This is a genomic window from Microbacterium wangyouchuni (assembly GCF_051546305.1).
Lineage (GTDB): Bacteria > Actinomycetota > Actinomycetes > Actinomycetales > Microbacteriaceae > Microbacterium.
Window position 1 is genome coordinate 54,099 of sequence record NZ_JBPTMA010000009.1, and the last position, 25,696, is coordinate 79,794.

27 protein-coding genes and 1 tRNA gene are annotated in these 25,696 nt (G+C 64.6%); 15 read left to right on the forward strand and 13 right to left on the reverse strand.

What is annotated here, in order from left to right; translation table 11 throughout:
• Positions 1-3 precede the first annotated feature (3 nt).
• The gene (locus tag ACSS7Z_RS14850) at positions 4-819 is read right to left on the reverse strand and encodes an ABC transporter permease (RefSeq protein WP_438255651.1); all 816 of its coding nucleotides are present in this window, start codon (positions 817-819) and stop codon (positions 4-6) included.
• Positions 816-1,727 (reverse strand): ABC transporter ATP-binding protein, encoded by a 912-nt coding sequence (locus ACSS7Z_RS14855; RefSeq protein ID WP_438255652.1) that lies wholly within the window; start codon positions 1,725-1,727, stop codon positions 816-818. The genes ACSS7Z_RS14850 and ACSS7Z_RS14855 overlap by 4 nt, the downstream gene beginning before the upstream one ends.
• 142 nt (positions 1,728-1,869) lie before the next feature.
• Between ACSS7Z_RS14855 and ACSS7Z_RS14860 the strand changes: the two genes are divergently transcribed.
• The 7 genes from ACSS7Z_RS14860 to ACSS7Z_RS14890 all read left to right on the forward strand — a co-directional run bounded on the left by ACSS7Z_RS14860 (position 1,870) and on the right by ACSS7Z_RS14890 (position 6,738).
• Positions 1,870-2,046 (forward strand): hypothetical protein, encoded by a 177-nt coding sequence (locus tag ACSS7Z_RS14860; protein ID WP_438255653.1) that lies wholly within the window; start codon positions 1,870-1,872, stop codon positions 2,044-2,046.
• A gap of 82 nt (positions 2,047-2,128) precedes the next feature.
• The gene (locus ACSS7Z_RS14865; RefSeq protein ID WP_438255654.1) at positions 2,129-3,424 is read left to right on the forward strand and encodes a cysteine desulfurase; all 1,296 of its coding nucleotides are present in this window, start codon (positions 2,129-2,131) and stop codon (positions 3,422-3,424) included.
• Positions 3,421-3,864: a Fe-S cluster assembly sulfur transfer protein SufU gene (gene sufU / locus ACSS7Z_RS14870; protein ID WP_438255655.1), complete on the forward strand. Its 444-nt coding sequence runs from the start codon at positions 3,421-3,423 to the stop codon at positions 3,862-3,864. The genes ACSS7Z_RS14865 and sufU overlap by 4 nt, the downstream gene beginning before the upstream one ends.
• Positions 3,865-3,944: 80 nt before the next feature.
• Positions 3,945-4,850, forward strand: coding sequence for a sulfurtransferase (locus ACSS7Z_RS14875; RefSeq protein WP_438255656.1), 906 nt, complete (start codon positions 3,945-3,947; stop codon positions 4,848-4,850).
• Positions 4,851-4,912: 62 nt separating this feature from the next.
• Entirely contained in the window at positions 4,913-5,581 is a 669-nt protein-coding gene (locus ACSS7Z_RS14880; RefSeq protein ID WP_438255657.1) for a GntR family transcriptional regulator, read from the forward strand.
• 42 nt (positions 5,582-5,623) lie between these two features.
• A complete protein-coding gene (locus tag ACSS7Z_RS14885; protein ID WP_438255658.1) occupies positions 5,624-5,869 on the forward strand; it encodes a hypothetical protein in 246 nt (81 codons plus the stop codon).
• A complete protein-coding gene (locus tag ACSS7Z_RS14890) occupies positions 5,866-6,738 on the forward strand; it encodes a hypothetical protein (protein ID WP_438255659.1) in 873 nt (290 codons plus the stop codon). The genes ACSS7Z_RS14885 and ACSS7Z_RS14890 overlap by 4 nt, the downstream gene beginning before the upstream one ends.
• 18 nt (positions 6,739-6,756) lie before the next feature.
• Here the strand turns inward: ACSS7Z_RS14890 and ACSS7Z_RS14895 are convergent, their stop codons facing one another.
• Positions 6,757-7,611 carry an SDR family NAD(P)-dependent oxidoreductase gene (locus ACSS7Z_RS14895; RefSeq protein ID WP_438255660.1) on the reverse strand — a complete coding sequence of 285 codons (855 nt, stop codon included), beginning with the start codon at positions 7,609-7,611 and terminating at the stop codon, positions 6,757-6,759.
• Positions 7,612-7,716: 105 nt separating this feature from the next.
• Between ACSS7Z_RS14895 and ACSS7Z_RS14900 the strand changes: the two genes are divergently transcribed.
• Both ACSS7Z_RS14900 and ACSS7Z_RS14905 read left to right on the forward strand, forming a co-directional pair.
• Positions 7,717-8,277, forward strand: coding sequence for an asparagine synthase (locus tag ACSS7Z_RS14900; protein ID WP_438255661.1), 561 nt, complete (start codon positions 7,717-7,719; stop codon positions 8,275-8,277).
• A 75-nt stretch (positions 8,278-8,352) separates the two neighbouring features.
• A tRNA-Arg gene (locus ACSS7Z_RS14905) sits at positions 8,353-8,425 on the forward strand.
• A gap of 208 nt (positions 8,426-8,633) precedes the next feature.
• On the opposite strand, the gene ACSS7Z_RS14910 is transcribed toward ACSS7Z_RS14905, so the two are convergent.
• The 3 genes from ACSS7Z_RS14910 to ACSS7Z_RS14920 are packed head-to-tail and all read right to left on the reverse strand — an operon-like array spanning position 8,634 to position 9,329.
• Positions 8,634-8,873: a putative acetyltransferase gene (locus ACSS7Z_RS14910; protein WP_438255662.1), complete on the reverse strand. Its 240-nt coding sequence runs from the start codon at positions 8,871-8,873 to the stop codon at positions 8,634-8,636.
• A 28-nt stretch (positions 8,874-8,901) separates the two neighbouring features.
• On the reverse strand, positions 8,902-9,039 hold the full coding sequence (locus ACSS7Z_RS14915; protein WP_438255663.1) for a hypothetical protein: 138 nt from the start codon (positions 9,037-9,039) through the stop codon (positions 8,902-8,904).
• Entirely contained in the window at positions 9,039-9,329 is a 291-nt protein-coding gene (locus ACSS7Z_RS14920; RefSeq protein WP_438255664.1) for a hypothetical protein, read from the reverse strand. The genes ACSS7Z_RS14915 and ACSS7Z_RS14920 overlap by 1 nt, the downstream gene beginning before the upstream one ends.
• Before the next feature lie 676 nt (positions 9,330-10,005).
• On the opposite strand from ACSS7Z_RS14920, the gene ACSS7Z_RS14925 reads away from it, so the two are divergent.
• Complete coding sequence (locus ACSS7Z_RS14925) at positions 10,006-11,511, forward strand: L-serine ammonia-lyase, iron-sulfur-dependent, subunit alpha (protein ID WP_438255665.1); 1,506 nt, start codon at positions 10,006-10,008, stop codon at positions 11,509-11,511.
• A 138-nt stretch (positions 11,512-11,649) separates the two neighbouring features.
• Here the strand turns inward: ACSS7Z_RS14925 and hrpB are convergent, their stop codons facing one another.
• Positions 11,650-14,226: an ATP-dependent helicase HrpB gene (gene hrpB, locus ACSS7Z_RS14930; RefSeq protein WP_438255666.1), complete on the reverse strand. Its 2,577-nt coding sequence runs from the start codon at positions 14,224-14,226 to the stop codon at positions 11,650-11,652.
• 56 nt (positions 14,227-14,282) lie between these two features.
• On the opposite strand from hrpB, the gene ACSS7Z_RS14935 reads away from it, so the two are divergent.
• On the forward strand, positions 14,283-14,477 hold the full coding sequence (locus tag ACSS7Z_RS14935) for a TetR family transcriptional regulator (RefSeq protein WP_438255667.1): 195 nt from the start codon (positions 14,283-14,285) through the stop codon (positions 14,475-14,477).
• A gap of 24 nt (positions 14,478-14,501) precedes the next feature.
• Here ACSS7Z_RS14935 and ACSS7Z_RS14940 read toward each other — a convergent pair whose 3' ends face one another.
• On the reverse strand, positions 14,502-16,130 hold the full coding sequence (locus tag ACSS7Z_RS14940) for a flotillin family protein (RefSeq protein WP_438255668.1): 1,629 nt from the start codon (positions 16,128-16,130) through the stop codon (positions 14,502-14,504).
• Between the two features lie 92 nt (positions 16,131-16,222).
• On the reverse strand, positions 16,223-16,651 hold the full coding sequence (locus tag ACSS7Z_RS14945; protein ID WP_438255669.1) for a MarR family winged helix-turn-helix transcriptional regulator: 429 nt from the start codon (positions 16,649-16,651) through the stop codon (positions 16,223-16,225).
• 273 nt (positions 16,652-16,924) lie between these two features.
• Between ACSS7Z_RS14945 and ACSS7Z_RS14950 the strand changes: the two genes are divergently transcribed.
• Positions 16,925-17,809 (forward strand): phosphotransferase, encoded by an 885-nt coding sequence (locus tag ACSS7Z_RS14950; RefSeq protein WP_438255670.1) that lies wholly within the window; start codon positions 16,925-16,927, stop codon positions 17,807-17,809.
• Positions 17,810-18,043: 234 nt separating this feature from the next.
• Here the strand turns inward: ACSS7Z_RS14950 and ACSS7Z_RS14955 are convergent, their stop codons facing one another.
• Positions 18,044-18,391: a winged helix-turn-helix transcriptional regulator gene (locus ACSS7Z_RS14955; RefSeq protein ID WP_438255671.1), complete on the reverse strand. Its 348-nt coding sequence runs from the start codon at positions 18,389-18,391 to the stop codon at positions 18,044-18,046.
• A 170-nt stretch (positions 18,392-18,561) separates the two neighbouring features.
• On the opposite strand from ACSS7Z_RS14955, the gene ACSS7Z_RS14960 reads away from it, so the two are divergent.
• A complete protein-coding gene (locus tag ACSS7Z_RS14960; RefSeq protein ID WP_438255672.1) occupies positions 18,562-20,658 on the forward strand; it encodes a HelD family protein in 2,097 nt (698 codons plus the stop codon).
• Positions 20,659-20,933: 275 nt separating this feature from the next.
• Here ACSS7Z_RS14960 and ACSS7Z_RS14965 read toward each other — a convergent pair whose 3' ends face one another.
• Together ACSS7Z_RS14965 and ACSS7Z_RS14970 are read right to left on the reverse strand one after the other, a co-directional pair.
• A complete protein-coding gene (locus tag ACSS7Z_RS14965; RefSeq protein ID WP_438255673.1) occupies positions 20,934-21,977 on the reverse strand; it encodes a hemolysin family protein in 1,044 nt (347 codons plus the stop codon).
• Positions 21,970-23,337, reverse strand: a complete 1,368-nt coding sequence (locus ACSS7Z_RS14970; RefSeq protein ID WP_438255674.1) for a hemolysin family protein — start codon at positions 23,335-23,337, stop codon at positions 21,970-21,972. Before ACSS7Z_RS14970 ends, ACSS7Z_RS14965 begins: the two co-directional genes overlap by 8 nt.
• A 305-nt stretch (positions 23,338-23,642) precedes the next feature.
• Between ACSS7Z_RS14970 and ACSS7Z_RS14975 the strand changes: the two genes are divergently transcribed.
• Positions 23,643-23,984 carry a DUF5713 family protein gene (locus ACSS7Z_RS14975; RefSeq protein WP_438255675.1) on the forward strand — a complete coding sequence of 114 codons (342 nt, stop codon included), beginning with the start codon at positions 23,643-23,645 and terminating at the stop codon, positions 23,982-23,984.
• Positions 23,985-24,005: 21 nt separating this feature from the next.
• Here ACSS7Z_RS14975 and ACSS7Z_RS14980 read toward each other — a convergent pair whose 3' ends face one another.
• Positions 24,006-24,731 (reverse strand): helix-turn-helix transcriptional regulator, encoded by a 726-nt coding sequence (locus ACSS7Z_RS14980; protein WP_438255676.1) that lies wholly within the window; start codon positions 24,729-24,731, stop codon positions 24,006-24,008.
• A gap of 73 nt (positions 24,732-24,804) precedes the next feature.
• On the opposite strand from ACSS7Z_RS14980, the gene ACSS7Z_RS14985 reads away from it, so the two are divergent.
• The gene (locus tag ACSS7Z_RS14985) at positions 24,805-25,533 is read left to right on the forward strand and encodes an alpha/beta fold hydrolase (protein WP_438255677.1); all 729 of its coding nucleotides are present in this window, start codon (positions 24,805-24,807) and stop codon (positions 25,531-25,533) included.
• The last annotated feature ends 163 nt before the right edge of the window (positions 25,534-25,696 follow it).

Consider the following 25,696-nt stretch of genomic DNA (forward strand, 5'->3'; position numbering starts at 1 on the left):
ACTCTACGCGTCACGGGTGCGCAGCACGGCCCATGCTCCGAGCATTCCCGCGGCGACCCAAGCGGCGAGCGTGGCGTACGCCTCCGCCACCGGGATGCCCCAGTCATCCTGCGGCAGCACTGCGCTCTGCGCAGCAGACATCGGCAGATGGTTCGCCACATCGATGATCCACTCCCATCCTTCCCCGACGCCGCCGAAGATGCCGGCGATGAGGGGAAGCACGAACAGCAGGCCGACGGTTGCGGCGATCGCCCCGGCGCCAGAACGGATCAGGAATCCGAAAGCCAAACCGATGAGCGCGAACACCGCCATCGAAATCGACGCCGCCAGGATCGGCAGCGTGGACGTGGCCGGGTCATCCCAGCCGAACGGGATGTCGCGGCCCGCGAAGATCGGTGTCACGATCACGGCTGCGGCGAAGAAGATCACCAGCGACGAGACGAACATCACGACCGCCACGACGACCGCTTTCGAGGCGAGGACCGCACCGCGCACCGGTTCAGCCGCCAGCGTGGAGCGGATCATGCCGGTGGAGTACTCGCCGGTGATGGCGATTGCGCCGAGGATGCCGGCGAGCAGCATCGTGAACTGGAACGGGGTCACGACGGCCTGGACCGGTTCGAACCCCGGCACCTCGGCGAGGGAGCCGGCCACGAGCAGGGCGATGCCGATCGTGAGCACGGCGGTGATGCCGATAGCCCACCAGGTGGAGCGAAGCGTGGACAGTTTGATCCACTCGCTGCGCAGCAGGCGGACGAACGTCAGCCGGTACGGCGAGATGGCGTGCGTCGTGCGCTGAGGGAGGGTTGCGGTGGTCATGAGATCTCCTTGCTGCGGTACTCGACGGCATCGCCGGTGAGTGCGAGGTAGGCGTCTTCGAGCGAGCCTGCGGTGGGGGTGAGTTCGTGCAGCGCGATCCGCTGATCTGCCGCGACATCTCCGATGCGGGATGCCGGAACACCCGTGATCTCGAGCGTCTCCGCCCCGGTTGTGACGATCTCCACATTCGGTCCTGCGACAGCAGAGGCGAGATCGGCAGCGCGTGGTGAACGAACGTGCACCGTGGAGCTCGTCCAGGAGCGCACGAGCTCCGGGATCGGGGCATCCGCCAACACCTGCCCGCGTCCCATAACGATCACGTGGTCAGCGGTCTGGGCCATCTCGCTCATCAGGTGGCTCGACAGCAGTACTGTGCGCCCCTCGGATGCTGCGTATCGGACGAACTGGCGCACCCAGCGCACCCCCTCCGGGTCGAGTCCGTTGACGGGCTCGTCGAGGATGAGCGTGTGCGGGTCACCGAGCAGGGCAGAGGCGATGCCGAGACGCTGACCCATGCCCAGCGAGAACTTCCCCGCACGTTTGCGCGCCACCGGTTCGATGCCGGCGAGATCGATGACCTCGTCGACGCGGGAGGAGGGGATGCCGTGCGTTGCAGCCATCGCACGCAGGTGGTTGCGGGCACTGCGCCCGGTGTGCACCGCTTTGGCATCGAGCAGGACGCCGACTTCGGTCAGCGGAGCGCGCAGTTTGCGGTACTCGGTGCCGTTGACGGTGGTGCGACCGGCCGTAGGACGGTCGAGTCCCACGATCATTCGCATGGTCGTGGATTTGCCGGCGCCGTTGGGGCCGAGAAAGCCCGTGACTGTGCCGGGGCGGATTGTGAAGGACACGTCCTGCACGGCGGTCTTGTCTCCGAACCTCTTCGTGAGGCCTTCTGCTGTGATCATGCTTCGACGCTACGCAGGACCGGCATCGTCGCGCGTCATCCTGCGGTACCGACGTGCGCGGCACTACAGTGCCGCTGCGCGTTGGCGGTGAGCGCGGCGGCGGCCGTGGCGAACCCGTCCAAATCGGCGTAGCGTGCCCCGTATGGATGAGCACCGACCCGACCCCGCTGAAGAGATTCGTCCCGACAACACTGCCGATGAAGCGAGCGAGGGTGCGTCACTGGGCGGCGACGAGACGACCGAGGAGCAGCTGGATGCCGACAACGCCGTCGAGGAGGACGCGCTGAAGGCGTTGGATCCCGACGACACCCCGGCCTGAGCCGCGCATCAGCACTGAGCGGCAACCGCCGCCGGTCGACGGTTGCGCCCCGGGCATCGCTTGCAGGTGAGAAGCTTGAACAATGAGTTCTTCCCCTTCTGCCGGCTCATTTCTGACGGATGCTGAGATCCTCCGCATCCGGGAGGATTTTCCGATCCTGCACACCCAGGTGAACGGGCATCCGCTCGTCTATCTCGACTCAGGAGCTACCGCGCAACGCCCGCTTGCCGTGCTCGATGCGGAACGGAACTTCCTCACCACGCTGAACTCCGCCGTGCACCGCGGGGCGCATACGCTCGCCGCCGAGGCGACCGAAGTCTTCGAAGACGCCCGTGCGACGGTGGCGCGCTTCATCGGCGCCGATGACGACGAGGTCGTCTGGACCTCGAACGCGACCGAGGCGATCAACCTGGTCGCCTACGCGTTCTCGAACGCCTCGGTCGGACGCGGGGGAGCGACAGCCGCGAGGTTCGCGCTTCGGGCTGGCGACGAGATCGTCACCACCGAGATGGAACATCACGCCAACCTCATCCCCTGGCAGGAACTCGCCGCGCGCACGGGCGCGACGTTGCGGATCATCCCGCTCGATGATGACGGCGCACTGCGGCTCGATGAGATGCCGATCACTGAACGCACCAAACTGGTCGCCGTCACGCACGTGTCCAACGTGCTCGGCGTCATCAACCCGATCGAACAGATCGTCGCCGCAGCTCGCAGGGTAGGCGCCCTGGTGCTGCTGGATGCCTGCCAGTCCGCACCGCACCTCCCGCTGAATGTCCGCGCGCTCGATGTCGATTTCGCCGTCATCTCCGGGCATAAGATGCTCGGCCCCACCGGCATCGGAGCGCTCTACGGTCGACGCGAACTTCTCGAGGTCATGCCGCCGTTTCTGACCGGCGGATCGATGATCACCACGGTCACCACGACGGCGGCCGAATATCTGCCGCCGCCGCAGCGCTTCGAGGCGGGCACTCAACGCGTGTCGCAGGCCGTTGCGCTCGCCGCAGCGATCGACTACCTCACCGCCGTGGGGATGGAGCGGATCGCAGCCCACGAGGAAGTGCTGGGTCGAATGCTGGTCGACGGACTCACCGCGATCGACGGCGTGCGGGTCTTGGGTGCGGGCATCGACCTGCCGCGTGTGGGGCTTGCAAGCTTCGATATTCCGGGCATCCACTCGCACGACGTCGGTCAGTTCCTCGATGACCGTGGGATCGCCGTGCGGGTCGGGCATCACTGTGCGCAGCCGCTGCATCGACGACTCGGCGTGACCGCATCGACCCGTGCCAGCACCTACCTCTATTCGACTGCGGACGAGGTCGATGCCGTCATCGACGGTGTTCGCTCGACCATCGACTTCTTCGGAGTGCGCTCATGAGTTCCAGTGATCTGCAGAATCTGTATCAGGAGCTGATCCTCGACCACTCGCGCACACCGCACGGTTTCGGCCTGCGCGATGAGGTTGCGGCGCAGTCTCACCAGCTCAATCCCACCTGCGGCGACGAGATCACGCTGCAGGTGCATGCCGGCGCTGATGGCACGGTCGAGGCAATCGCCTGGGAGGGGCACGGCTGTGCCATTTCGCAGGCTTCGGCGTCGCTGTTCGCCGAGCTCGTCGAGGGCATGACCGTGGCCGAGATTCAGACCCGGATCGATTCGTTCCGCGAGGCACTGCGTTCACGGGGAAAGATCGAACCGGATGAGGAGCTTCTGGGGGATGCTGCGGCTCTGGGCAGTGTTTCGCGTTATGTCGCCCGCGTGAAGTGCGCGATGCTCGCCTGGGTCGCCGCGGAAGACGCGATGCGCAAGCTCGTTTGAACGATGTCGCTGCATGACGCCTGATTAACGTTCGTGTCATCAGCGCTGACAGGTGAGCGTGCGGCGCGGATGCTGAGGGGATGACCCATCTCGTCAGCGTGGCGCAGCTCGTGCATCTGCAACGCTCCGCGGAACACGGCACTTCTCCTGCCGTGCGGCTGCTCGATGTGCGCTGGCGGCTCGACAGCCCGGAGGGTAGACCCGAGTACGTGCGCTCGCACCTGCCGGGGGCGGTATATGTCGATCTGGAGCATGAGTTGGCTCATCGCAGTCAGCCCGAGGACGGGCGCTATCCGCTGCCGGAGATCACTGATCTTGAGCGCGCCGCGCGATCGTGGGGATTGCGCGATGGCGATGTCGTTGTCGCTTATGACGACAACTGGAGCGTTCCAGCCGCCCGGCTGTGGTGGGTGCTGCGGCGTGCCGGAGTCGCTGTTCGGGTGCTCGACGGCGGCATCAGGTCGTGGGTCGCTGAGGGGCTGCCGGTGGAATCCGGCGATGTCCGACCGACGATCGGCACAGCGACGCTGAGAGATGAAGCGACGCTGCGAGACGGTCCGGTGCCCCCGGAACGGGAGATGCGCGAGCTGAAGATGAACGAGGTAGAGGCGTTTCTCGACGGCGGTGTGCTGCTCGATGTTCGAACACCTGAGCAGTACAACGGTGCGCGTACGACCGGCGCCCCGGTTGCCGGCCACATCCCGGGTGCGGTGAATCTGCCGGCGATGGCGGCGGTCACCGGCGACGGACGGTTGCAGCATCCCGACGTCCTGCGACGCATTTTCGCCAGCGCCGGTATCACCGCAGACACGCTCGTCGCGGTGTACTGCAGTTCAGGGGTGGCGGCCATGCATTCTGCGCTCGCGCTGGAGCACGCCGGCATCCGTGCGCGCGTCTATGTGGGCTCATGGAGTCAGTGGTCGAATACCCGCGGCCGACCCGTTGCGATCGGGATTCTGCCATCGGGACGACTCAGCACGGTATGAGCGCTCCATCTCGTTGTGGGAACGGGATACCAAAATAGTGTGCCGAGTGGGAGAATGCCTGCATGGGGGCAATTTCGGGGGAACTCGAATCAGTGCGCGTTGCGCGTCTGCTTCGCGAGGACATCGTGTTGGGCAGACGAGCGCCCGGGTCAAAGATCGTCGAGCGCGACATCGCCGCAGAGCTGGCTGTTTCGCGGCTTCCAGTGCGTGAGGCGATTCGGATGCTGGATGCCGAGGGCATCGTCGTTGCGCGTCCGCGCACCTGGGCCGTTGTTCGCGAATTCAGCCTGCAGGACGTTCAGGACTTCGCCGAAGTGCGTCAGTCCATCGAGCTGCTGCTGTTCGTGTATGCGACCGAGCGCCATGATGAAGCCGGGCTGTCGGAGCTGCGGCGCCGGGTGGAGCGCGAGGAGCAGGCTGCCCGGGCGGGTGACGTCCACGAGTCGCGTGCGGCAGCCGGTTCTTTCCACGAGTACATGGCGGTGCTGGCTCGCAACGACATGCTCACCGAGATGGTGCGGGTGTTCGGCACGCGTCTGAAATGGGTCTTCGGCCAGCACGATGACCTCGAGGCGATGGCGCAGGAACACCGGGGACTCTACGAAGCGATCGCGGCGCGTGATGTCGAGCTCGTCAAGGAGCGCGTTGTCCAGCATCTTGAAGAGGGGCGACAGGCGGCCGTGCGGCGGTTCCAGCCCGACCCGTCATCTCTTGCAACGTTGAGCGAATAAGCTCGCTTCTGCGGAGGGGGACTCCGATTGCTGGGAAGAAGTATGCGTATTCTCGCACTTGCTCTGGGCGCCCTGCTGTTAGTAGGCGGCGGGGCACTTGTCGTGCTCGCAGACCAGGAACGTGAAGCGGCGCTTGAGCAGATGCACCAGAACGTCGCCGTGCTGGATGCGAACCTCGAGCGCGCGCGCAACGAGAACCTGCAGCGCGCTGAGCAGCTGACCGCATTGCGTTCTGCGATTGCCGAGCAGCGGGCACAGCTCGCCGACACCGACGGGTTTCTGGAATGATGCTCCGGCGCGTGCTCGTGGTCGTCGTGACGCTCCTGATCGTGGGCGGTGGAGCCTTCGCCGCGAAGTCACACTCGCTGGAGAGTCAGCGCGCGGTGCTGCTCGCCCAGAGCAAGACGGCGCAGTCGGAGCTCACCACGACCACTGCCCGCGGTGGCTACCTCGAGTCGCTGATCGCGCACCACGAGGGCGAACAAGCCGAGCTGGAGGCCGTGCTCGCGGTGCGGGCAGGCTTCGTTTCTGAAGTTGCCGCTCTGCGTGACGCGCTGGCGAAGGCGGAGGGGAAGATCGACACCGCAACGTATCGCGCGGCTGCTGTCGGTGCGCAGAACACCGTGATTCAGGAGGACGAGGACCCCGTCGTCGTGACCAATGCCACAGCGACGATTCACGCTCTCACCGCCAAGGTGAATGAAGGGCTCAGCACATGGGAGGAGAGTCAGCGGCGCGCCGCCGTGGCCGATGCGCCACTGTGGTCGAGCAGCGGCGCGGACGGCTATGCCCGCGTGCGTGCTGCCCTTGATCATGTCGGCGGTGGTGCGGTTGGGCTCTACGAATCTGCCTCCTGCGCTGGGGGAACAGCGCCGGCATGCGCGAACAGCAACGGTTACATCAAATACCGCGCTGATGTCGCCGGGTGGGATGAATCCCGGCTGAACTGGGCGATGGCGCATGAGCTCGCGCACATCTATCAGTTCGCCGTGTGGGGGTCGCTGAACTCGGCGCCGGCTTATCAGTCGATGTTTGGCAGCGATCCGGAGTTCCTCGCCAATTGCATGGCGGTGGTACGTGGTTACCCAGGGTCGGTGGGCTGCGGGCACGACCAGCAGGTGTGGGCCTCGGGAATCTGGGTCGGCTCCGTGCGCTGACCCACCCACCGGGCCGGGCTACTTCACGGGGCCGTGCGACTTCACCGGGGTCGTCGTATCGATCGCCTGGCGTAGCGGCGCGCGCATGACGCTCCAGTAACCCGTCGGCGTGAGCCGGGTGAGCAGATCGATGATGCGCGCTTCTCGGCCGATCATGGTGCGGGCTTTGCGGCGTTCGGTCGCGCGGATGATGCGCGCCGCGGCGTCCGCAGGCTCGGTGTGGTACATCGCGGCCTGGGCGGATGCCGCGCGTGCAGCAACGGCAGGGTCAATGGCAGCGGCGTAGCGTCCGTGCAGGATGATGCCGGTGCGCACGCCACCCGGATACACCGCTCCGACGCTGACCGTGCTGTCTTCGAGTTCATGGCGAAGTGCTTCAGAGAAGCCTCGCACGGCGAATTTGCTCATCGAGTAGGGGATGCGGCCGGCCGGTGAGGCGAGGGCGTAGACACTGGCGAGATGGGTGATGTGGGCCCGCGGTGCGCGGCGCAGTGCCGGCAGGAGCGCTTTGGTGATCGACACCGTGCCCCACAGGTTCACATCGACGAGCCAGCGCATCTCTTCCATTGTCAGCTGGTCGAGGCTTCCGAGCATGGACGAGCCGGCGCAGGTGATGAGCGCGTTGATCCGCGGATGCGCGGCTGTCACGTCGGCGGCAGCCGCGACGACCGCCTCGTCGCAGCGCAGATCGACGATGTGCGTCGTGGCCCGGCCCGGCAGATCGGCTGCGAGGGCTGTCAGAGCTTCGGCATTATAGTCGATCAGAGCGAGGTCTGCGCCGGTATCGGACAGCTGCCGTGCGATTTCGGCACCCATGCCGCTGGCGGCACCGGTGATCACGGTAGTGTTTCCGGTCAGGGTGAGCCGTGGCATCAATTCCTCCTCGAGGCGCGTATCGGGTTTGCGCCATGAGCTGAGTTCTATTGTTACCGACAATGGCGTCGGTGGGTAACGGTACGATTTTGGCAGGAGGTTGTGGTGGGACGAACTGCGGATGCTATCGCCGAGGGCGTCGCCATTGCCGCGGCCGCTGCACGCCTGGCCGTGAAGAACCAGATTCTCGTGGGCACGATCGCCAAGGGCGGGGTGTTCGATGCTGCGCAGTACCTTGACGTCGCGCGCGACGCGCTGCTGGCGATGGCGGCTGAATCCGAGCAGGCTGCCGAAATGGTCACAAAACTCCGTCGACGGGCTCGTGGCCGCCACTCCGACCCGTCCGGCACGCACGACTACCGTGATCGCGATGTGCGAAACCTTCGTCGTCGTGCCAAGCAGTCGGCAGGTGTCGCTGATCGGTTGAAGGCGATGGCAGACAACTCTGAGCAACTCGGGGTGCTGGTCGAAGACGCACGTGAGGCTGCCTGGGCGGATGTGCGGGGAAACCTGGATCGTCGTCTGCATGTTGAGGGCATGCGTCCCGACCAAGATCCCCAGTACGCGGTCATGCGCGAGGCGCGGATGCAGGCCCTTCGGCTCGTCGATCTGCAAGCGCTTTCGTCTGAGCAGCGAGCGCGACGAAAGCGCGAAACGCAGGGTTGACGCCCGGTTTCGCATTCAGGGCACTCGTCATGTATTCTTGCTGAGGCCCGTTCCACTGGAACAGGCCGAAAATATGCGCCCGTAGCTCAATGGATAGAGCATCTGACTACGGATCAGAAGGTTAGGGGTTCGAGTCCCTTCGGGCGCACAGAGTATTGAAGCAAATGAACGAAAAAAGAGCCGATAATCGGCTCTTTTTTTGTTTCTACGGGTCTTCTGATCGCGTCTGATGCGAATCAGAGGAGCTTGAGGTCGCCGCTTCGAAGGTGGTACCAACCGGCAGGAACAATCATGAGATCGCGCGGGTAAAGCTTGAACTGCGCCAGGGAAGGACCCGCGCTCGGCGGAAGGGCCGGTCAGCCCAGCGGCGGGTACCGCGGTGCGCGGCGCTGCGGAGGGGGCGGTACCGCTTTCGCCGCGGTCACATCATCCAGCCGGATGGCGACCAGCCCGCGCCGCGTTTCCACCACGCATCCACCGTCGCTGCACTCCCGCAAGAAGCCGACAGCGTCGGTGAAGCCGCCGGGGATCCGCTTGCGCACGGTCATCCGCGTTCCCAGAGGAGCATTGCGGATGAACTCGATGGCGTCAGGCATGGCCTCAGCCTAGGCGCGTCTATCGCACTCAGTGGGGCTCGACGTCGACCCGCTCGTGGCGCTTGGTTACCGGCACCTCGCGTCGGCCGTCCGCGCTTGGAACGCGGCGTCGCTGCACGAACCGGCTGGTCCCATCCGGTGTCTTCTCCCAGATCCACTCGAGCATCAGTCTTGCTTTCCTTCGTGCATGGCTGCTTGGATGCGGCGGTCAAGATCGTCGAGCTCGGCCATCACTTCGGATGCCGCCCAGACGCGGTCCTTCTTGCGTCCCGTGATCTCCTCGATGAAGCAGGCGTTGACCAGCTGGTCGATCGCCCTGTAGGCGGCTGTGGGGGAACCGGCTGTGGCTTCGATCTCGTTGGTGCTCATGACGGGGTGGTCGTAGAACGCCTGGATGAGAGCAGCTGCAGTGGAGTTCGCGCGTGGCTTCAGCTCTGCAGCCCACAGTTCGGGCATCGCCTTCAGCCGGGCGATGGTCTCGCGGGAGCATTCGGCGGCCGCGCGCGTAGAAAGCGCGAACAGGTCGATGAGCGGTGCAGGATCGCAGAGGCGGCGGACTCTGAGCGAACCATGAAGCGGCTGAGGGCGGCGGAGTGCCCCTCGGCGTCGATGTCGGCCTGGGCTATAGCGAGCAGTGCGCGCTCGGTGTGGAGCGTCACCTTCAGTGGCGGCATGTAGTCGAGTTCGCGGATGAACGGCGGGATGGCCTGCGCAAATTCCCACTTGGAAGAGTTAACCGGTGATTTGCTGGGCGAAATTACCGGTTTCGGTCATCGCAATCGCGGGACCGCATCCGCTCCAGCACCAATGAATCGAGCTGACTGCCCGACGATGATGAGCGTGGTTCGGCATATGTCCGGGTAGCTAGAGATCAAGTGGCTGCAGAACGAGATACTCAAGGCGGCGAGCATGCTTTTCGCGAAGGAGCTCGACCGCCCCTGGACGAGATTGCACCCGCCGCGCAATGTGTGCACGAATGTGTGCACCGGGCGCCAATACTCGAGTCCCTTCGGGCGCACATTCCGGATAAAACCCTCGCTTCGGCGGGGTTTTTGTCGTTGTCGGGTGACTCACCAATCACCGTTTCTTCTTTTACCCTGGCGAGTCTGGCAACCGAGCGTAGCCTGGAGTCGTGACAGCGTACGTCTCGGCATTCGACTTCTTCTCCATCGGGGTGGGACCTTCGAGCTCCCACACGGTCGGACCGATGCGGGCGGCGCTTGATTTCGCTCGACGGTTGAGCCGCAGCGGGCAGCTTCCCGATGTCGCACGAGTGACGTGCACACTGTTCGGCTCGCTCGGCGCGACCGGCATCGGTCATGGCACCCCCGATGCTGTGGTGGCAGGCCTCCGCGGACTCGCACCCGAGACCTGCGATCCCGCAGAAGTCCGCCGGGCCTGGACCGACTTCCCCGACGCAGGATCGTTGCTGATCGATGGCACGCACGCGGTCGCTTTCGCAAAGACCGACATCGGGTTCGCACCGCGTACGCGGCTGCCCGGGCATCCGAACGCCATGACTCTGCGTGCGGAGGGCATCGACGGCGACGCGCTCGCCGAAGAGACCTACTACTCCGTCGGCGGTGGGTTTATCCGCCGTGATGGCGAAGAAGCGTCCGTCGGCTCCGGTGTCCTGCCCTACGACTATGTCGATGCGGCATCGCTGTTGGCGCTGTGCGACGAACACGGGCTGTCGATCGCCGACGTCGCACGGCTGAACGAGATGGCGCTCCGTTCTGAAGAGGACGTCGCGGCCGGCCTCGACGCGATCTGGGATGCGATGGCGTCCTGCGTCGACGCCGGTCTGCACGCCGACGGTGTGCTGCCCGGCTTCCTCAAGGTCAAGCGTCGCGCCGGCGCGATCCGCGAGCAGCTGGAAGCATCCGAAGCGGACGGGGCGAGAGAGATTCCTGGCGAGTGGCTCGGCGCCTTCGCGCTCGCTGTCAACGAAGAGAACGCCGCCGGAGGGCGGGTGGTCACCGCGCCGACGAACGGCGCAGCCGGGATCCTTCCTGCCGTTGCCATGTACTGGTGGCGCTTCCTCGCCGACTCTGGGCTCGGATCGGGTAACGCCGTAACCCCGCACGGCGAACTGGTCGGCAGTGCGCTGCTCGGGTTCAGCGGAGCCTCGGATACCAGGCCGCCCGAGCCTGCCGAGGGGCTCGGGCCGGAACACCTCGTCGCCGAGGCGAATCGCCGGCGCGGCATCCGCCGTTTTCTCCTCACCGCGACCGCTCTCGGGTCGCTGTTCAAGGCGAACGCCTCGATCTCAGGCGCCGAAGGGGGATGCCAGGCCGAGGTGGGTTCCGCATGCGCGATGGCGGCCGCGGGGCTGACCGCGGTCATGGGCGGAACGAATCGGCAGATCGAGAATGCCGCCGAGATCGCCATGGAGCATCACCTCGGTCTCACCTGCGATCCGATCGGCGGGCTGGTGCAGATTCCCTGCATCGAACGCAATGCGATCGCCGCATCCACCGCGGTGACGGCTGCTCGTCTCGCCCTGCGCGGGGATGGCCAGCACTACGTGTCTCTGGACGCCGTGGTCGAGACGATGCGGCAGACCGGCCTGGACATGTCCACGAAGTACAAGGAGACCAGCGAGGGCGGACTCGCGGTCAACGTCATCGAGTGCTGAGCTCTCGCCGTTCATAACTCCTGAAAAGTCTGGGGTGTGGTTCCGGGCGGCCGCGTATTTCCGGGGCCTGTGCGCCCGCAGCGGCCGAACCGGCGCAAATTTTCAGGAGTTGTGAACGAGCAGGGCGGCGCGCCAGGTCTACTTCTGGTTCGCGCGACGCTTCGTGTGCCGGGTGGGAACCGCCGACCAGGGGTCCTCAGGCCATGGATGCTTCGGGTACCGCCCCCGCATCTCCGCCCGCACCTGCGCGTAGGGTCCTGCCCAGAACGAGGCCAGGTCGTCGGTGACAGCGAGCGGATGTCCGCCGGGGGAGAGCAGATGAAACAGCACCGGCACTCGGCCGCCGACCAGCCGTGGCGTCTCGGCCCATCCGAAGCACTCCTGCAGCTTCACTGCCACAACAGGCCGCGCAGTCGGGTCATCGACAGGCGGGTAGGTGAGACGCACGCGTGAACCGCTGGGTACCTCGAGACGTTCGGGAACCAGAGCGTCGAAGTCGACGGCTGCTGGCCAGGGAAGCACGCGCCGAAGCGCCGAGGTCAGATCGATGCGCGCGGCGGGAGTGCCGGTGGCGAGGGTCGAGAGCTCAGAGCCGAGCCAGGAATCGAGGGTGCCGAGGAGAGCGGCATCGGAGACATCTGGCCAGGGGGACCCGAGCTCGCGATGCAGCAGAGCGAGGCGCCGCCGCAATCCGTCCGCGGCCTCTGACCATGTGAACACCCCGAGGCCCTGTTCTTCGACGGCGCGGCGCGCGGCATCTCGCCCGCCTTCACCTGCCTGAACGCGCATAGGAACAGACGAGCGGACGATCGCGCCGAGCCGGCGCTCGCGACGCGCCTGGACGCGCCCATTCACGAACTGGGCTTCGATCCGGTCAGTGATCAGATGAGTCGCTGCCTGCTCCGCTTGGCTCTCAGCGATGGCGGCGGCGGAGCGGATGATCGCTCCGGTGCCGGCGGCAGCTCGATCCTGAGCGCGCGTGACATCGGCCACCGCCAGCCACTCGACACCGGCGAGCGGACCAGCGATGCCCGCACGGGTTCCGGATGCGAGGAGGAAGATAGCACCGTGCGTCGAGTGATCGACGCGGCGGGCGATCCGATCCGGGAAGGCGAGTGCGATGACGAGTCCAACCTGATCGGTGCTTCTGCGCTCTGCACCTGTCTTGCTGGTCTTGCTGGAAGTGGAGGTGAATCGTTCGAGGCGTCGGACTTCCTGCTCCCAGCGGCGGGTGTCAGGGCTTCGTCCGTTTCGCAGCGCGATGAGCGTGGTCGCGACATCTCCGTCCGCGACACGAAGTTCGCCGCCGATCAGGGCGACGACCTCGGCCGCGGTGCGCGCACCAACCAGCGCGCTGCCGTCGCGAAGTGCGCGGGCGAGGCGAGGATCGGTCGGGACCTTGGCGAGCTGCCTGCCTGCTGCGGTGGCACGGCCATCGGCATCGATCGCGCCGAGTCCGCACAACACCCCGAGCGCGTCGCTCAGGCTGTCTGCGGGCAGAGGATCGACGAGGCGAAGACCAGCACCTGCGGGTGCACCCCAGCAGGCGAGGAGTAACGCAGCATCGGTGAGGTCTGTCGTGGCGATCTCCGGGGCCGGTCGCGCGGGTGCTGCAGCGAACGTGCGCTCGTCGACGCATCGCACCACCACGCCGGGTCCGTGTCGGGTCGCACGCCCCGCACGCTGGATGGCAGAGGCACGGGAGGTGGGACCGGTGACCAGACCGCTCATGCCGCGGGCAGCATCGCGTTGCGGTGCGCGAGACAGGCACGTGTCGACGACGAGGCGCACGCCGGGAACGGTCAGCGACGATTCCGCGAGGGACGTGGTGACAATGATGCGTGGGACTTCACCTGCGCTGCGCCCACCGATCACGGCATCCTGCTCGGCGGGGGGAATCTGGCCATGCAACTCGCGGACATCGAATTCTGCACCGAGACCGCGGATGCGCCGGGCGATCTCGGAGACCTCACGGGCGCCGGGCGCGAAGACGAGGGCGTCGGCCGTCGAATCACTCCGGATCAGCGCACGATGTGCGTCGACCGCTGTACTCGCGACGTGATCGAGGAAAGCCCAGGTCACGCCGCGCTGGTCCAGCCGGGGTGCGGGGCTCGGCGCCCAGCGCACAGTGAGCGGATGCGCCGCGACCGTCTGCGTCACAACCGGGGCACGAGCGGCATCCGTGCCGAGCACCTGCGCGAAGCGATCGGCGTCGAGCGTCGCCGACATCGCGACGATCATGAGATCCTCGCGCAGCTCGCGGACTTCGCCGAGCAAGCCGATCAGCAGATCGGTTTCGAGGGCGCGTTCGTGCACCTCATCGATCACGACAGCGCCGATGCCTTCGAGGCCGGGATCGTCGAGCAGGCGACGCAGCAACACGCCGGCGGTGACGAACTCGATCAGGGTGGAGCTGTCTACCTGGCGCTCGCCGCGGACGGTGAATCCGACGCGCGAGCCGAGGGGTGAGCCGTCCAGCTGGGCGAGCCGTCGGGCGGCTGCGCGCGCGGCAACCCGCCGAGGCTGAGTCACGATGACTCGGCCGGACACACGGCCGGCAATGATGGGCGGAACGAGTGTGGTCTTGCCCGTTCCGGGTGGTGAGCTGACGACGACTGACGCATTGCGGTCAAGCGCAGCGTTGAGGTCATCGACGGCGGCGGAAAATGCCAGCCCACGACCGATCTTCAACTGGTCGAACGGCGCACGGGTCACCACTCCAGTGTCTCTTGTTCTGAGCGCGTGTACGACCGCGCCGTAGGCTGAAACCCATGACCGCCACTCGGGGGCGCGGGCGTCCGCGCGCAGCAACAGGAGCGCTCGAGCGCATTGTCGCCGCCGCTCTCCACGAGTTCGGCGAGCATGGATATGACGATGCGACAGTACGTGCGATCGCGGCCGGCGCCGAAGCCGACGCGGCCCAGCCTGAGACGAGATGCAGAAGGCGCCGGTCACGGACCAGATGATCCGCGCCGGCGCCTTCTGAGTAGTTACTCGGCCGATGCAGTCGGCGGGGGAGTGGCAGCAGGTTCGGCGGGCTTCGTCTTCGCACGCTTCGTCGGCGCGGAGGCGGGAGCCTGCTGCTGTGTCTGGGCGAGTCCATCGCCGATTCCGCGGCCAACAGCCTGGCCCTGGATGATTCCCGCGAGATCGAGACCGGTAGCGGAGCTCACGCTGTCGAACACGGACTTCAACGCTTTCGCGCTGTCGGCGCCGACGACGCTGGAAGCACCGTCTTCGCCGGAACCGCCGATGATCGAGACACTGCCGATCGTGGCGTAGCCCTTCGCAAACTCGCTCATGATCGACGGCAGCACATCGAGCACGCGCTGCGACAGGAACGCTTCCTGGTTGGACGCGATGGCCTTTGCCTCTGCTTCGAGGGCGGATGCTCGCGCATCACCCTCTGCACGGATAGCATCGGCTTCTGCATTGGCACGAAGGCGGCGAGCTTCGGATTCGGCCTCGGCGAGCGCGCGGAGGGCGTTGGCCTCACCGGTTGCCTTAGCTTCGGCGGCGTGGGCTTCACCGGCGGCGCGGGCACGGTCGGCCTCTGCCTGCTGCTCAGCGATGCGGGTGCGGGCCTCAGCCTGTTTCACCTGCTCGATCGCAGCGGCTTCTGCGGCACGCTCACGCGTGTACAGGTCGGCCTGGGCGCGAGTCTCTGCTTCGTACTTCTGCGCGTCCGCAACACGCTTGACGTCAGCATCCAGCTGGGCCTGACGGTTCTCAGCGTTTTGCTGGAGCACTGCCTGCTCGGCCTGCGCACGGGCGAGGTGCTCGGCCTGCTCTGCTTCGGCGCGGGCTCGACCGATGCCGGCGTTGGCGTTAGCGGTGTTCGTGTCGAGCGCGGTCTGCTCGACCAGGTTGGATTCCTGGTTGGTGATGACCCTCTGGTTGATCGCGCGGTCGGCGTTCGTCTGCGAGATCTCGGCCGACTGTCGCTTGGACTGGATCTCCGGTGCACCGAGGGACTGGATGTAGCCGACGGCGTCCGTGATGCCCTTGATCTGGAACGAGTCGAGGATCAGGCCCTGCTCGGCGAGATCTTGCGAGACATCGGCGGCGATCTGGTCAGAGAACTTCTTACGGTCTCTCATCAGTTCGACGACGGAGAGGGTGGCGACGATACCGCGCAATGCGCCCTCGAGCTGCTCAGTGGTGAACTGCTCGATCGCCTTGTCCTGTGAGGCGAAGCGCTCTGCAGCGCGGCGCACGTAGAGCGGGTCGGATGCGATCTTAACGATCGCAACACCGTCGACGTTCAGCGTCACGCTGTCGAGAGACTGAGCTTCGGCGTTGAGTGACACCTGGCGCGAGCGCAGCGAGATGATCTCGTGGCGCTGGGTGATCGGGTTGACGAGCGACTTGCCGTTGACGATCACGGTGACGGGGGATTCGACCAGCTCGGGCTGGCCCGAAATGCTTCCGTCGGCGTTGCGTGTTTCTACGGTGCGTTGCACCTTCTGTTTGCGTCCTGAGATGACAAGCGCCTCATCGGCGCGTGCGACCTTAATCCAGCTGCGTGCAAACAGCAGGACGATCAAGCCGACCACGATCAGGACGATGACGGCAATGCCGACGATGAGCAGAATGCCGAAGGCTCCGGCGATCTCCATAGTTTTCCCTCCGAGCCCCCGGCTTTCGCGGGAACGTCAGGTTCGACTATGCCAGAGATAGCCTCCGATGGGTGAGGCTGAGGATGCTCGGTTCAGAGCCCGCGGAGCTTGTTGGTGAGTCGGCGGAGCGTGCGCAGCTCATCATCGTCGAGCGGCGACATGCTCTCGACAATCGAACGGCTGTGCACCGCCGCGAGCTCGCGGAAGCTGCGGGCGCCGGTATCCGTCGCCGTCAGCAAAGAGCCGCGTCCGTCATCCGGGTCCGAGCTTTTCGAAAGCAGCCCACGGGCGACCATGCGGTCGACCAGGCGCGAGACGCTGGGCTGGCTGATGAGCATGTTCGCTGTCACATCGCGCAAGCGCGCGGTCATTTCTGGCGCGCGCGTGACAGTGAGCAGCACGTCGTATTCGGCTTGCGTGATCTGAGTGTCGTCGAAGTCTGCGGCCATGGTGGCGAAGAGTTCGTGTTGTGCTCGGAACAGGCCTTCCCACGCTTCGAGCGCGAGTTTTCGGTCTGACATGAGAACAGAATATCGCCAATGGTGAAGGGCCGGTCGGAGAGGCTTCCGGCCGGCCCTTGTCCCTTGCACCAAGAGTGTCCTGCAATCACATGCGGTGGATGCCACAGCAAACATTCACCGTGTGATCACTGTATAACGGCCGGGTAACGAATGCAACGGTTTGGTTACGAAAAGTTTTTGGCATCGTTGTCCGATCTCACGAAAGGTGTCGGAATCTCACGAAGGTGTCGGAGCGTCTCCGAGTGCTCACAGGTCGTCAACTAGGCTGGCGCGATGGCTGCCGCTTCCGAAGAGATCACTTCTTCGTTGGTTCGCTCCCTTGTGTCGGAGCAGTTCCCTCAGTGGTCGGAGCTGCCGATCCGCCCGGTGGAAGTTCAGGGGTGGGACAACCGCACCTTCCGGCTTGGTGACCGAATGTCTGTCCGCCTCCCGAGCGCGGACGGCTACGTCGCCGGCCTAGTCCGGGAGGAGCAAACCCTCGCGATCCTCGGTTCCAGCTTTCGCGTCGCGATCCCCCGCGTAGTAGCGACCGGGGCCCCCTCGGCGGCATTCAACCGACCCTGGTCCGTTCGCGAGTGGATTGAGGGGCACACTTTAGCCGCGGTTGAAACGCGCGAGCGAGAGAGCGCCATCAGTAGCTTGGGCGACGCCCTGAGGGAGTTGCAGGCCTGCGACACGGTCGGCGGCCCATGGGCGGGAAGCGCATCTGCTTACCGCGGCTGTCACATCAGCGCGGTTGGCGAGGGGGTACAGGGCCGGCTCCCCCTCCTGGCCGGACGCCAGGCTGAGGGATGTCGGGCGCTCTGGGATGCGGCCGTGGCCACGGTGTGGACCGGGCCGCCGGTGTGGGTCCATGGCGATGTCGCGCCGGGCAACATGTTGTTCGATAGCCGCGGCCAATTGGCGGCGCTTATCGACTTCGGACAGACGTGCGTTGGTGATCCTGCCTGCGACCTGGCCTTCGCATGGTTGAGTTGCAGTTCCCGTGAACGTGATCGACTGCGCGACCGGTTGGAGCTGCCGGAGGATGCATGGGTACGAGGAGCTGCCTGGGCGCTGTGGAAGGCCCTCATCAGTTCCCCCGAAGAGGTGCTTACCAAATACGGGCGCTCACGGGATACCGTGCTGAGCGACGTGGCCGACCTGACGAAGGGATAAGAACGACGCTCTTTTCCCGTGCCTCCCACTAACGATCATTTTCGGCATGATCCAAAGCCAGGGCTCGGAATGCCTGCCACAACCGTTCGTCATAACCACCAAACGGCAAGGGTTTCCGGCTGATCTCGCGGAGACGCACCAGTCTGTTTCGCAAACGACGTGGGGACGGCACCTGTCGCGTAACCCATGGGTTACGCGACAGGGAGGTTGCGAGACACATCGAGACCCGTAGGTTCAGTTTCTCGGCAGTTCGACCTCGAGGTTCTTTGCGGCCCACACCGCGAGGTCGTCCAGAACGGGTTGAACATTCTCGCCTCGCTGTGAGAGGCGGTAGGTGATGTGGACGGGGCGAGTCCGCGTTTCCGCTCGCTGGACGAGTCCGGCCTCAGTGAGGTCGACGAGCCGGTCGGAAAGAACGGAGTCCGTGATCGCTCCAACCGCTCGTCTCAAATCTGTGAACTTCATGGGACCTTCGCGGAGGGCGGCAAGGATTCGACCGTTCCACTTCTTGCCCAGGATGCCAAAGGCTGTCTGCAATCCGGCGTCACGTTCAGTGCTCACGAGGCGCGATCGGATTGCCATGGCTTGAGCGTAACTGAATTTGACACGATCTGCTACGAGATACCTAGTACTAGGTTTTTCCAAGTGATGCTGATTTACTAATGATCTTGCCCACTTGGCGGTTCCGATTTCCGCCATGTTTCCGCCGTTTAGCGGGCGTTGCTGGGGCAAGAACATTTGAAGGAGACCCTGTGCTGAACGAGACTGCCTCGCCTCTCGATACACGCGAAGCTGCGATCACCGAAGAGCAGGATTACCTTGACGCTACCCTCGCGCGCCGAGCAGAGATACTTCACTTCTTGAACACCGAGCTGTCCACCTCCGTGCATGACGCAGTCGGCCACGCCCGCCGCCAAGGAATGGTTCGCCAGCGCACCGAGCTGACACATGCCGAGAACGGTTTGATCTTCGGTCGTCTTGACGCCCTCGATGGCACCACCCTACGCATCGGTCGCGTTGGAGTTTCGGCAGCAGCGGACGACGCTGATCCGATGGTCATTGACTGGCGCGCACCTGCCGCAAGGCCCTTTTACATGGCAACGCCCGTCGAGTCCCTCGGGCAGGCACATCGCCGACACATCCGCATTGAAGGCACCACCGTCGCAGGGGTGGACGACGAACCCCTTGACGGTGAGAGCACCAGCGAGCTGGTCGGCGAGGGTGCGTTGTTTAGTGCCCTGTCAGAACGACGAACGGGGCAGATGACCAGTGCCGCAGCCACACTCCAACGCGAGCAGGACGAAATCGTGCGCGCAGGGGTCCGAGGGCCCCTGGTGGTGCAGGGTGGCCCCGGCACGGGCAAGACGGTCGTCGCGCTCCACCGCGCCGCGTATTTGCTGTTCGCAAGCCCCCAGCTCGCCGCACGCGGCGTGCTGACACTCGGACCGTCACGACGCTTCCTGGACTACATCGCCCAGGTTCTCCCGGCACTTGGCGAGACGGCCATCGTCGCGGCAACGCCGGATACACTCATCCCCGGAGTGGCGGTCACTGCAGATGAGCCGCGCATCGTCGAGGGAATCAAGGGGCGCGCCCTCTGGCAACATGCCCTCGAGCGATACGTGGCTGCGCGCACACCCGAGGGAACGCTAGTCATACTTGGCTGGGAAGGCGAACAATACGAAATCCCCGCGGACCTGGTGGAACGCCTCATCACGACCGCTACGTCCGGGCGCAGCTACCATGCCGCCCAGAGGTGGTTCTACGAGCAAATGCACGATCGACTTACTCACGCGATCGCCGAGCGCTTTGAGGACATTTTCGCGAGAATTGACGAGGGCCTCGAAGGCGTCGTACACGCTAGGACCAGTTTCCAGAAGGTGGACCGCGACGACGAAGGTAGCGAGGTTGACGGCGTACTCACCGAGCAGGAGCTCGACAAGCTCCGTGATGACATCGCCGTCGACCCCCGCGTAGCCGCGGCCCTCGCGGACATCTGGCCGACCCTGGATCCCGCAGCGGAACTCCGCCGCCTGCTGAACGATGAAGTACTGCTCCAACAGTTCGTCCCCGAGCTAAGCGATGACGAGCGACGGGCCGTCGTTGCCACGAAGACCGGGTGGGCAAGCAGCGACATTCCCTTGCTCGACGCCATGTCGGACCTCATCGGCGACACCGTCGTTCACCCGACGTCTGACACGTTCGTTTCAGAACGGGCCGCAGCGCGCCGCGACTGGATCTACGGACATGTCATCGTCGATGAAGCGCAAGAACTGTCCGAGATGCAATGGCACATGGTTGCCCGGCGAACCCCACAGCTTTCCATCACCGCGGTGGGTGACATCGACCAGGCCGAAACGCCCCACGAGCACACAACATGGGCGCAAGCGGTCACCGCCGTCTTTGGCGAACGCTGGACCCAAGCGAAACTCACCATCGGCTACCGGACGCCAGCCGAAGTCATGGCGCTCACCGGCCCCATCCTCAAAAAGGCCGGCAGCGTCAATGAGCCACCAAACGCTGTGCGCTTCTCCGGTGTCGACCCCTGGGCACGAGACGTCGCCGAGTCTGAACTGGTCGCCGAGATCACCCAAACCTACGAGGAACTCACCGTACGCTGGGCAGGCGGCACGGTCGGCGTCATTGCTGCTGCCCCGAGAGTACTTGAGCTGCAGGCCGCGCTGCCAGGAATCCCGGTCATCACTGCCACCCAATCCAAAGGTCTGGAATGGGACGCCACCCTCGTCATCGATCCCGACGGCATCGCCGCAGAACCACGCGGCTGGAACCGCCTCTATGTGGCACTCACCCGTGCAACCCAGGAACTAGGCCAGATCAAGGTTCGCTAAGAGTCGAGCTCCGGACATCGCCATGAGGAGGCCGTCTCGTATCCTTATCGGCAGGTTGACGATCTCGGTTCAAAACACGTTCGGCAACCCGATTAAGCGGCTGCCCAAACACCCTGTCGGAACCTAACCCGCCGAAACGGCCCTCTTCCATCGTCAGATGCGATGGCTACTCCACGGCAGCTATCCGACGACGGCCTCCCGAGCGTATGGACGAGTGAAGGTCCCCACCGTGCTGGTGGGGACCTTCAAATCTGGCTCGACGATGCTCTGTCAGATCACTCGGCTCCTGCGGCCGCGTTTACTTCACCGACGAGCACTTCGAGCACGTCTTCCAGGAAGAGCAGACCCGTGACCTGACCTTCCGCGTCGAGTGTCTTGGCGACGTGTGCTCCTCGGCGCCGCAAGACAGCCATGGCGTCTTCGAGCTCCGCATCCCTCGACACCGAGATGAGGCGTCGAAGCCGCTTCTCCGGAATCGGGGCGGTGAACAATTCCGGACTCATGAGATCCATGACGTCCTTCATATGGATGTAGCTTGAAGGGTCACCCGACTCGTCGGAGATGACGTAGCGCGAGAAGCCATGCTTGATTACAGCCTCCTGCACATCAATCGGTCGAGCGTTCACCGGTAGTAGCACCATGTCCTCGAGCGGCACGTCCACGTCGAAGACGCGCTTCTCCGTGAACTCGAATGCCCCGGCAAGAGTGCCTGACGCGTCACTTAGCGTTCCCTCACGGGTCGACTGCTCGACGATGCCCGCCACCTCATCGAGCGTGTAAGTGCTCGTCGCTTCGTTCTTCGGCTCGACTTTGAAGAGCCGGAGGATGCCGTTCGCGATGCCGTTGAGGCTCCAGATCACCGGATTGAAGATCTTCGAGACCACGACAAGGGGTGGTGCGAGTAGCAGCGAAGCGCGATCCGGGACCGAGAACGCGAGGTTCTTGGGGATCATCTCGCCGAACACGACGTGCAAGAAGGTCACCAGGACCAGCGCCACCACGAATGCGATCACGCTGATCGCCTCTGGGGTCAGTGGTGTCAGCCCGAGCGGGATCTCCAGCAGGTGGTGAATCGCGGGCTCCGACACGTTCAGGATGAGCAGCGAGCACACGGTGATGCCCAGCTGGCTGGTCGCCAGCATGAGCGTCGCGTGCTCCATCGCCCACAGCGTGGTCTTCGCAGCCCTGCTGCCGCGCTCTGCGAGGGGCTCGATTTGCGAGCGCTTTGCCGAGATCACCGCGAACTCAGCGCCGACGAAGAACGCGTTGCCGATCAGGAGAACGAACAGCCACAGGATTCCGGGCAGGTACTCACTCACGAGTCATCCCCTCCTTCAGCTGATCGACTGTTCGGTCGTGACGGCTCATCGTGCTCGCATCCGTGTCGGGGTCATTCGGGAGATACCGCACACGCAAGATGCGCGTACCGTCGATGTGCTCGACACGAAGAGTCCCCGTCGCGATCGCGATCTCGTCGCCGAGCTCCGGTAGTCGTTCGAGAGTGTCGGTGATGAAACCGCCGATCGTGTCGTAGTCGCCGTGTTCCGGCACCTCGATCGACAGGCGATCGAGGAGCTCGTCCGGCCGCCACGAAGCATCGAAGGTGACCGAGCGGCCGCGTCGGATGAACCCGGTGCGGTGCCGGTCATGCTCGTCCTCGAGTTCACCCACGATCTCTTCCACAAGGTCTTCGAGCGTCACGACACCCGCGGTGCCGCCATGCTCATCCACGACGACAGCAACCTGGTGCCGCTCGGCGCGCAGGAGCGCCAACAATGCGGATGCGCCCATCGACTCCGGCACCCGGAGGGCTTCGGTCTGCAGAGCTCGAGCAGTGACGGATGCCTGCTCCGGGATCGGAACCGCGAACGCCTGCTTGGCGTGCACAAAACCGGTGACACTGTCGGGCGTCCCATCGATGACCGGGAACCGCGAGAACCCAGTCGCAAGCGAGAGCGCGACAATCGCCGCAGCGGTGTCGTCTATGCCGATACTCGCCATGCGCACGCGGGGCGTCATGACGTCCGAGGCGTCGTGCTCAGCAAACCGGAGGGTCCTGCGCAACAACACCGCGTCGTCCGCTTCGAGCAGGCCGGAGAGCGCGGAGTGTCGGATCAGATACGAAAGCTCGTCAGCGCTGCGCGCGCCGGAGAGCTCCTCCTTAGGCTCGATGCCCATGGCCCGGATGATGGCGTTCGCAGTGTTGTTCAGCATCAGAATCAACGGCTTGAAGACCATCGTGAACGCCGCCTGGAACGGGATGACGACCTTCGCCGTGGCACGCGGTAGCGCGAGCGCGAAGTTCTTCGGCACAAGCTCGCCGATGATCATCGAGAACAGTGTGGCGAGCACGACCCCGACGATCGTGCCGACAACCGGTACCAGTCCGGGGGCGAGGCCCGCCGAGGTCAGAGGCCCCGAAAGGAGCGAGCTCACCGCCGGTTCGAACGTGTATCCCGTGAGCAGCGTGGTGAGCGTGATTCCGAGCTGTGCGCTGGAGAGGTGCGTCGATGTGATTCTCAGGGCCTTGATGGTGGGCCCGAGTCGTTTCTCTCCGCGGCTTTGCCGGTTTTCCAAATCGTTTCGGTCAAGGTTGACGAGTGCGAACTCGCTCGCGACGAACAACCCGGTTCCGACTGTCAGAACGAGGCCGATGCCGAGCATCACCCATTCGTTCATGCGTGGCGCCTCTCGACTGTGGCGGACGCGTACGCGGCCGGAACATCAAGAGGCTTGGGACTATGACTAGGGGGGTCTTCCATAAGGCAAAATTTTAGACGTCGAAAATTTGAATTCGCCAACAAGCGCTGTCGTCGATTGTTGGCAGATTCTCACCCGGCTCCCCGTGCCACCGCGTGCTGGAGTCGTCTCTACCGCGGCCCGTTGATGCCGCGGCGCAGTGCGGTGAGATGATTGCAACGCAACGCTGGCCCAGCTTCTCCTCGCTGAGGGTGGGGCATTACCCCTTCGCGATTGGAAATCACATGCGAATCACCAACAAGGCTCTCTCTGGATACGACTTCCTCGCCGAGATGACGGACGATGCGCACTATCCGCAGCCGCTCGTGGAAAAGGGCAAGCTGATCTTGGTTCAGTTGTGCGAAACGATCGAGAAGGAGCATCCTGCTGATCTCGACGCGCTTTACGTCATCACGCACGCGACGACTGAAGAATTCAACGCGTTGGCTGCGGAATTTGCAGAACAGGGCAGTGAACTCGACACGGCCGCACGCGACACGATCGGATCCGACATCGCCCAGATCGCCGACGTCTACGGGTTCACGTCTGCCGACTTCGAGAAGCTGATCGCTCCGCGCACCTGGTGACGAGTCTCGCCACATTGACGTTCAGATTCTTTGCCTGACCCTCGCATCTCGATGTCGGTCAGACACCAACCGGGCGCGCGAGTTCGGGAGGGGGCCGATCTCGTCGATCGAGTGGCCGGTGCACGGATGGCGGGTGGCCGTTGCGCTCTGGATCCTGGTCAAGTCGAACCAACGGACGTCATCTCGCAATCTGCACCACCCAATTAGCAGCCACCGTCCACCGGTGAGGGCGAAGATCATCGGCTCCACCTCGCGTCGGGTGTGCTGGCCCTTCGCATCGATGTAGACGATATTCACGGTGACTTGGTCGACCGTGGCCTGCTCGAGCGCCGACATCACTCGCCGCGGAGCGGCCGGTGCGACATCGACCCACACCCGGCTGGACAGTTCAGTGGCTCGACGGCGGGCTGCGGGATCCAACACGTCCAACACCTTACGAATCGCGGCGCGCGCCGAACCAGAGAATGGCGCCTGAGCGGTCGCCGACACCGCAGCGGTAAGGGCTAGCGCCTGCGCAGCCGTGAGATTCACCGGCGGTAGCGAGGACATCTCCGTCAGGCCGTAGCCGCCACCGGGACCGGTTCGTCCCCAGACAGGCAGGCCGCCTGCCCCAAGGGCAGCGAGATCACGCTTGATCGTGCGGACGGTGACCTCAAATTCGTCTGCGAGCTGTTGCGCAGTGCGGCCACGAATGCCGGCTCGACGTAGCGACTCGGTCAGCGAATGCAAGCGCTCGGTTCGGTTCACCCTGCCACTATCTCAGAAATAGTGACCGGAATAGTGACATCCCATTGTCTTGTGTCCGGGAGAGCATGAAGACATGGAAACGCTCACGACCAACAAGAAATCATTCGTTCTCGTCCCCGGTTATTGGTTGGGCGGGTGGGCCTGGGATGCCGTTGCGGATGACTTACGCGACCGTGGCCACCGCGTCATCGCCGTGACTCTGCCAGGCCTCGACCCCGACGACTCTGATCGGGCATCAAGGAGTCTTGCCGATCAGGTCAACCATCTGCGCGCGGCGGTGAGCGCCGCTGATGATGAAGGCTCGGACGTAACCCTCGTCGTTCACAGCGGTGCTGGAGCTCTCGCATCCGTGCTCGTGGATCAGAATCCCACCGCGGTCGCTCGAATCGTCTACGTCGACAGTGGACCGTCAGCCGACGGCTCTGCCAACGATGCGTCGGTTCCGCTTGACCAGCACGAGGTGGCGCTTCCCCCGTTCGCGGAGCTGGCCGCCAGTCTCGATGGGCTCAGCGAGGACGACCTCGACCGGTTTCGTCAGCGTGCGGTTCCGCAGCCCGCAACCGTCGTGCGTGCAGCGGTTCATCTCGAGAACGACGCTCGACGAAGTGTGCCGTCGACGATCATCGCCTGTTCCTTCCCGTCCGAAGCGCTGATGCAGATGGCTCGTGAAGGACACCCGATGATGGCGGAAACTGCCACGCTCAGCGATCTCGAAATCGTCGATCTCCCGACCGGGCACTGGCCGATGTGGAGCCGGCCCGCAGACCTCGCCCTCACCATCGCCCGCGCAGCAGACCGCTGACGGTGATCCCGTGGGTGATCCCGTGGGTGCTGCCCGATGAGCGGTGTCGACGGCGCTCGAACTTTGAACGTTTTCGGCGTTCGAAAAGTGAACGGTTTTGGGCAGTCTAGTCAGGGTTTTCGTTGGTCGTGGTTCTGATGCTGGGGAGGCTGTCGATGCCTCG

Bases quoted from the DNA above. Each gene is read 5' to 3' on its own strand.
- ACSS7Z_RS14875 (WP_438255656.1), top strand. From the start codon at position 3,945: ATGACCCATCTCGTCAGCGTGGCGCAGCTCGTGCATCTGCAACGCTCC.
- ACSS7Z_RS14940 (WP_438255668.1), bottom strand. From the start codon at position 16,130: ATGGAGATCGCCGGAGCCTTCGGCATTCTGCTCATCGTCGGCATTGCC.
- ACSS7Z_RS14920 (WP_438255664.1), bottom strand. From the start codon at position 9,329: ATGCCCGAACTGTGGGCTGCAGAGCTGAAGCCACGCGCGAACTCCACT.
- ACSS7Z_RS14935 (WP_438255667.1), top strand. From the start codon at position 14,283: ATGACCGCCACTCGGGGGCGCGGGCGTCCGCGCGCAGCAACAGGAGCG.
- ACSS7Z_RS14950 (WP_438255670.1), top strand. From the start codon at position 16,925: ATGGCTGCCGCTTCCGAAGAGATCACTTCTTCGTTGGTTCGCTCCCTT.
- ACSS7Z_RS14895 (WP_438255660.1), bottom strand. From the start codon at position 7,611: ATGCCACGGCTCACCCTGACCGGAAACACTACCGTGATCACCGGTGCC.
- ACSS7Z_RS14890 (WP_438255659.1), top strand. From the start codon at position 5,866: ATGATGCTCCGGCGCGTGCTCGTGGTCGTCGTGACGCTCCTGATCGTG.
- ACSS7Z_RS14850 (WP_438255651.1), bottom strand. From the start codon at position 819: ATGACCACCGCAACCCTCCCTCAGCGCACGACGCACGCCATCTCGCCG.
- ACSS7Z_RS14910 (WP_438255662.1), bottom strand. From the start codon at position 8,873: ATGCCTGACGCCATCGAGTTCATCCGCAATGCTCCTCTGGGAACGCGG.
- ACSS7Z_RS14880 (WP_438255657.1), top strand. From the start codon at position 4,913: ATGGGGGCAATTTCGGGGGAACTCGAATCAGTGCGCGTTGCGCGTCTG.
- ACSS7Z_RS14955 (WP_438255671.1), bottom strand. From the start codon at position 18,391: ATGGCAATCCGATCGCGCCTCGTGAGCACTGAACGTGACGCCGGATTG.
- sufU (WP_438255655.1), top strand. From the start codon at position 3,421: ATGAGTTCCAGTGATCTGCAGAATCTGTATCAGGAGCTGATCCTCGAC.
- ACSS7Z_RS14975 (WP_438255675.1), top strand. From the start codon at position 23,643: ATGCGAATCACCAACAAGGCTCTCTCTGGATACGACTTCCTCGCCGAG.
- ACSS7Z_RS14985 (WP_438255677.1), top strand. From the start codon at position 24,805: ATGGAAACGCTCACGACCAACAAGAAATCATTCGTTCTCGTCCCCGGT.
- ACSS7Z_RS14945 (WP_438255669.1), bottom strand. From the start codon at position 16,651: ATGTCAGACCGAAAACTCGCGCTCGAAGCGTGGGAAGGCCTGTTCCGA.
- ACSS7Z_RS14860 (WP_438255653.1), top strand. From the start codon at position 1,870: ATGGATGAGCACCGACCCGACCCCGCTGAAGAGATTCGTCCCGACAAC.
- ACSS7Z_RS14970 (WP_438255674.1), bottom strand. From the start codon at position 23,337: ATGAACGAATGGGTGATGCTCGGCATCGGCCTCGTTCTGACAGTCGGA.
- ACSS7Z_RS14885 (WP_438255658.1), top strand. From the start codon at position 5,624: ATGCGTATTCTCGCACTTGCTCTGGGCGCCCTGCTGTTAGTAGGCGGC.
- ACSS7Z_RS14855 (WP_438255652.1), bottom strand. From the start codon at position 1,727: ATGATCACAGCAGAAGGCCTCACGAAGAGGTTCGGAGACAAGACCGCC.
- ACSS7Z_RS14865 (WP_438255654.1), top strand. From the start codon at position 2,129: ATGAGTTCTTCCCCTTCTGCCGGCTCATTTCTGACGGATGCTGAGATC.
- ACSS7Z_RS14915 (WP_438255663.1), bottom strand. From the start codon at position 9,039: ATGCTCGAGTGGATCTGGGAGAAGACACCGGATGGGACCAGCCGGTTC.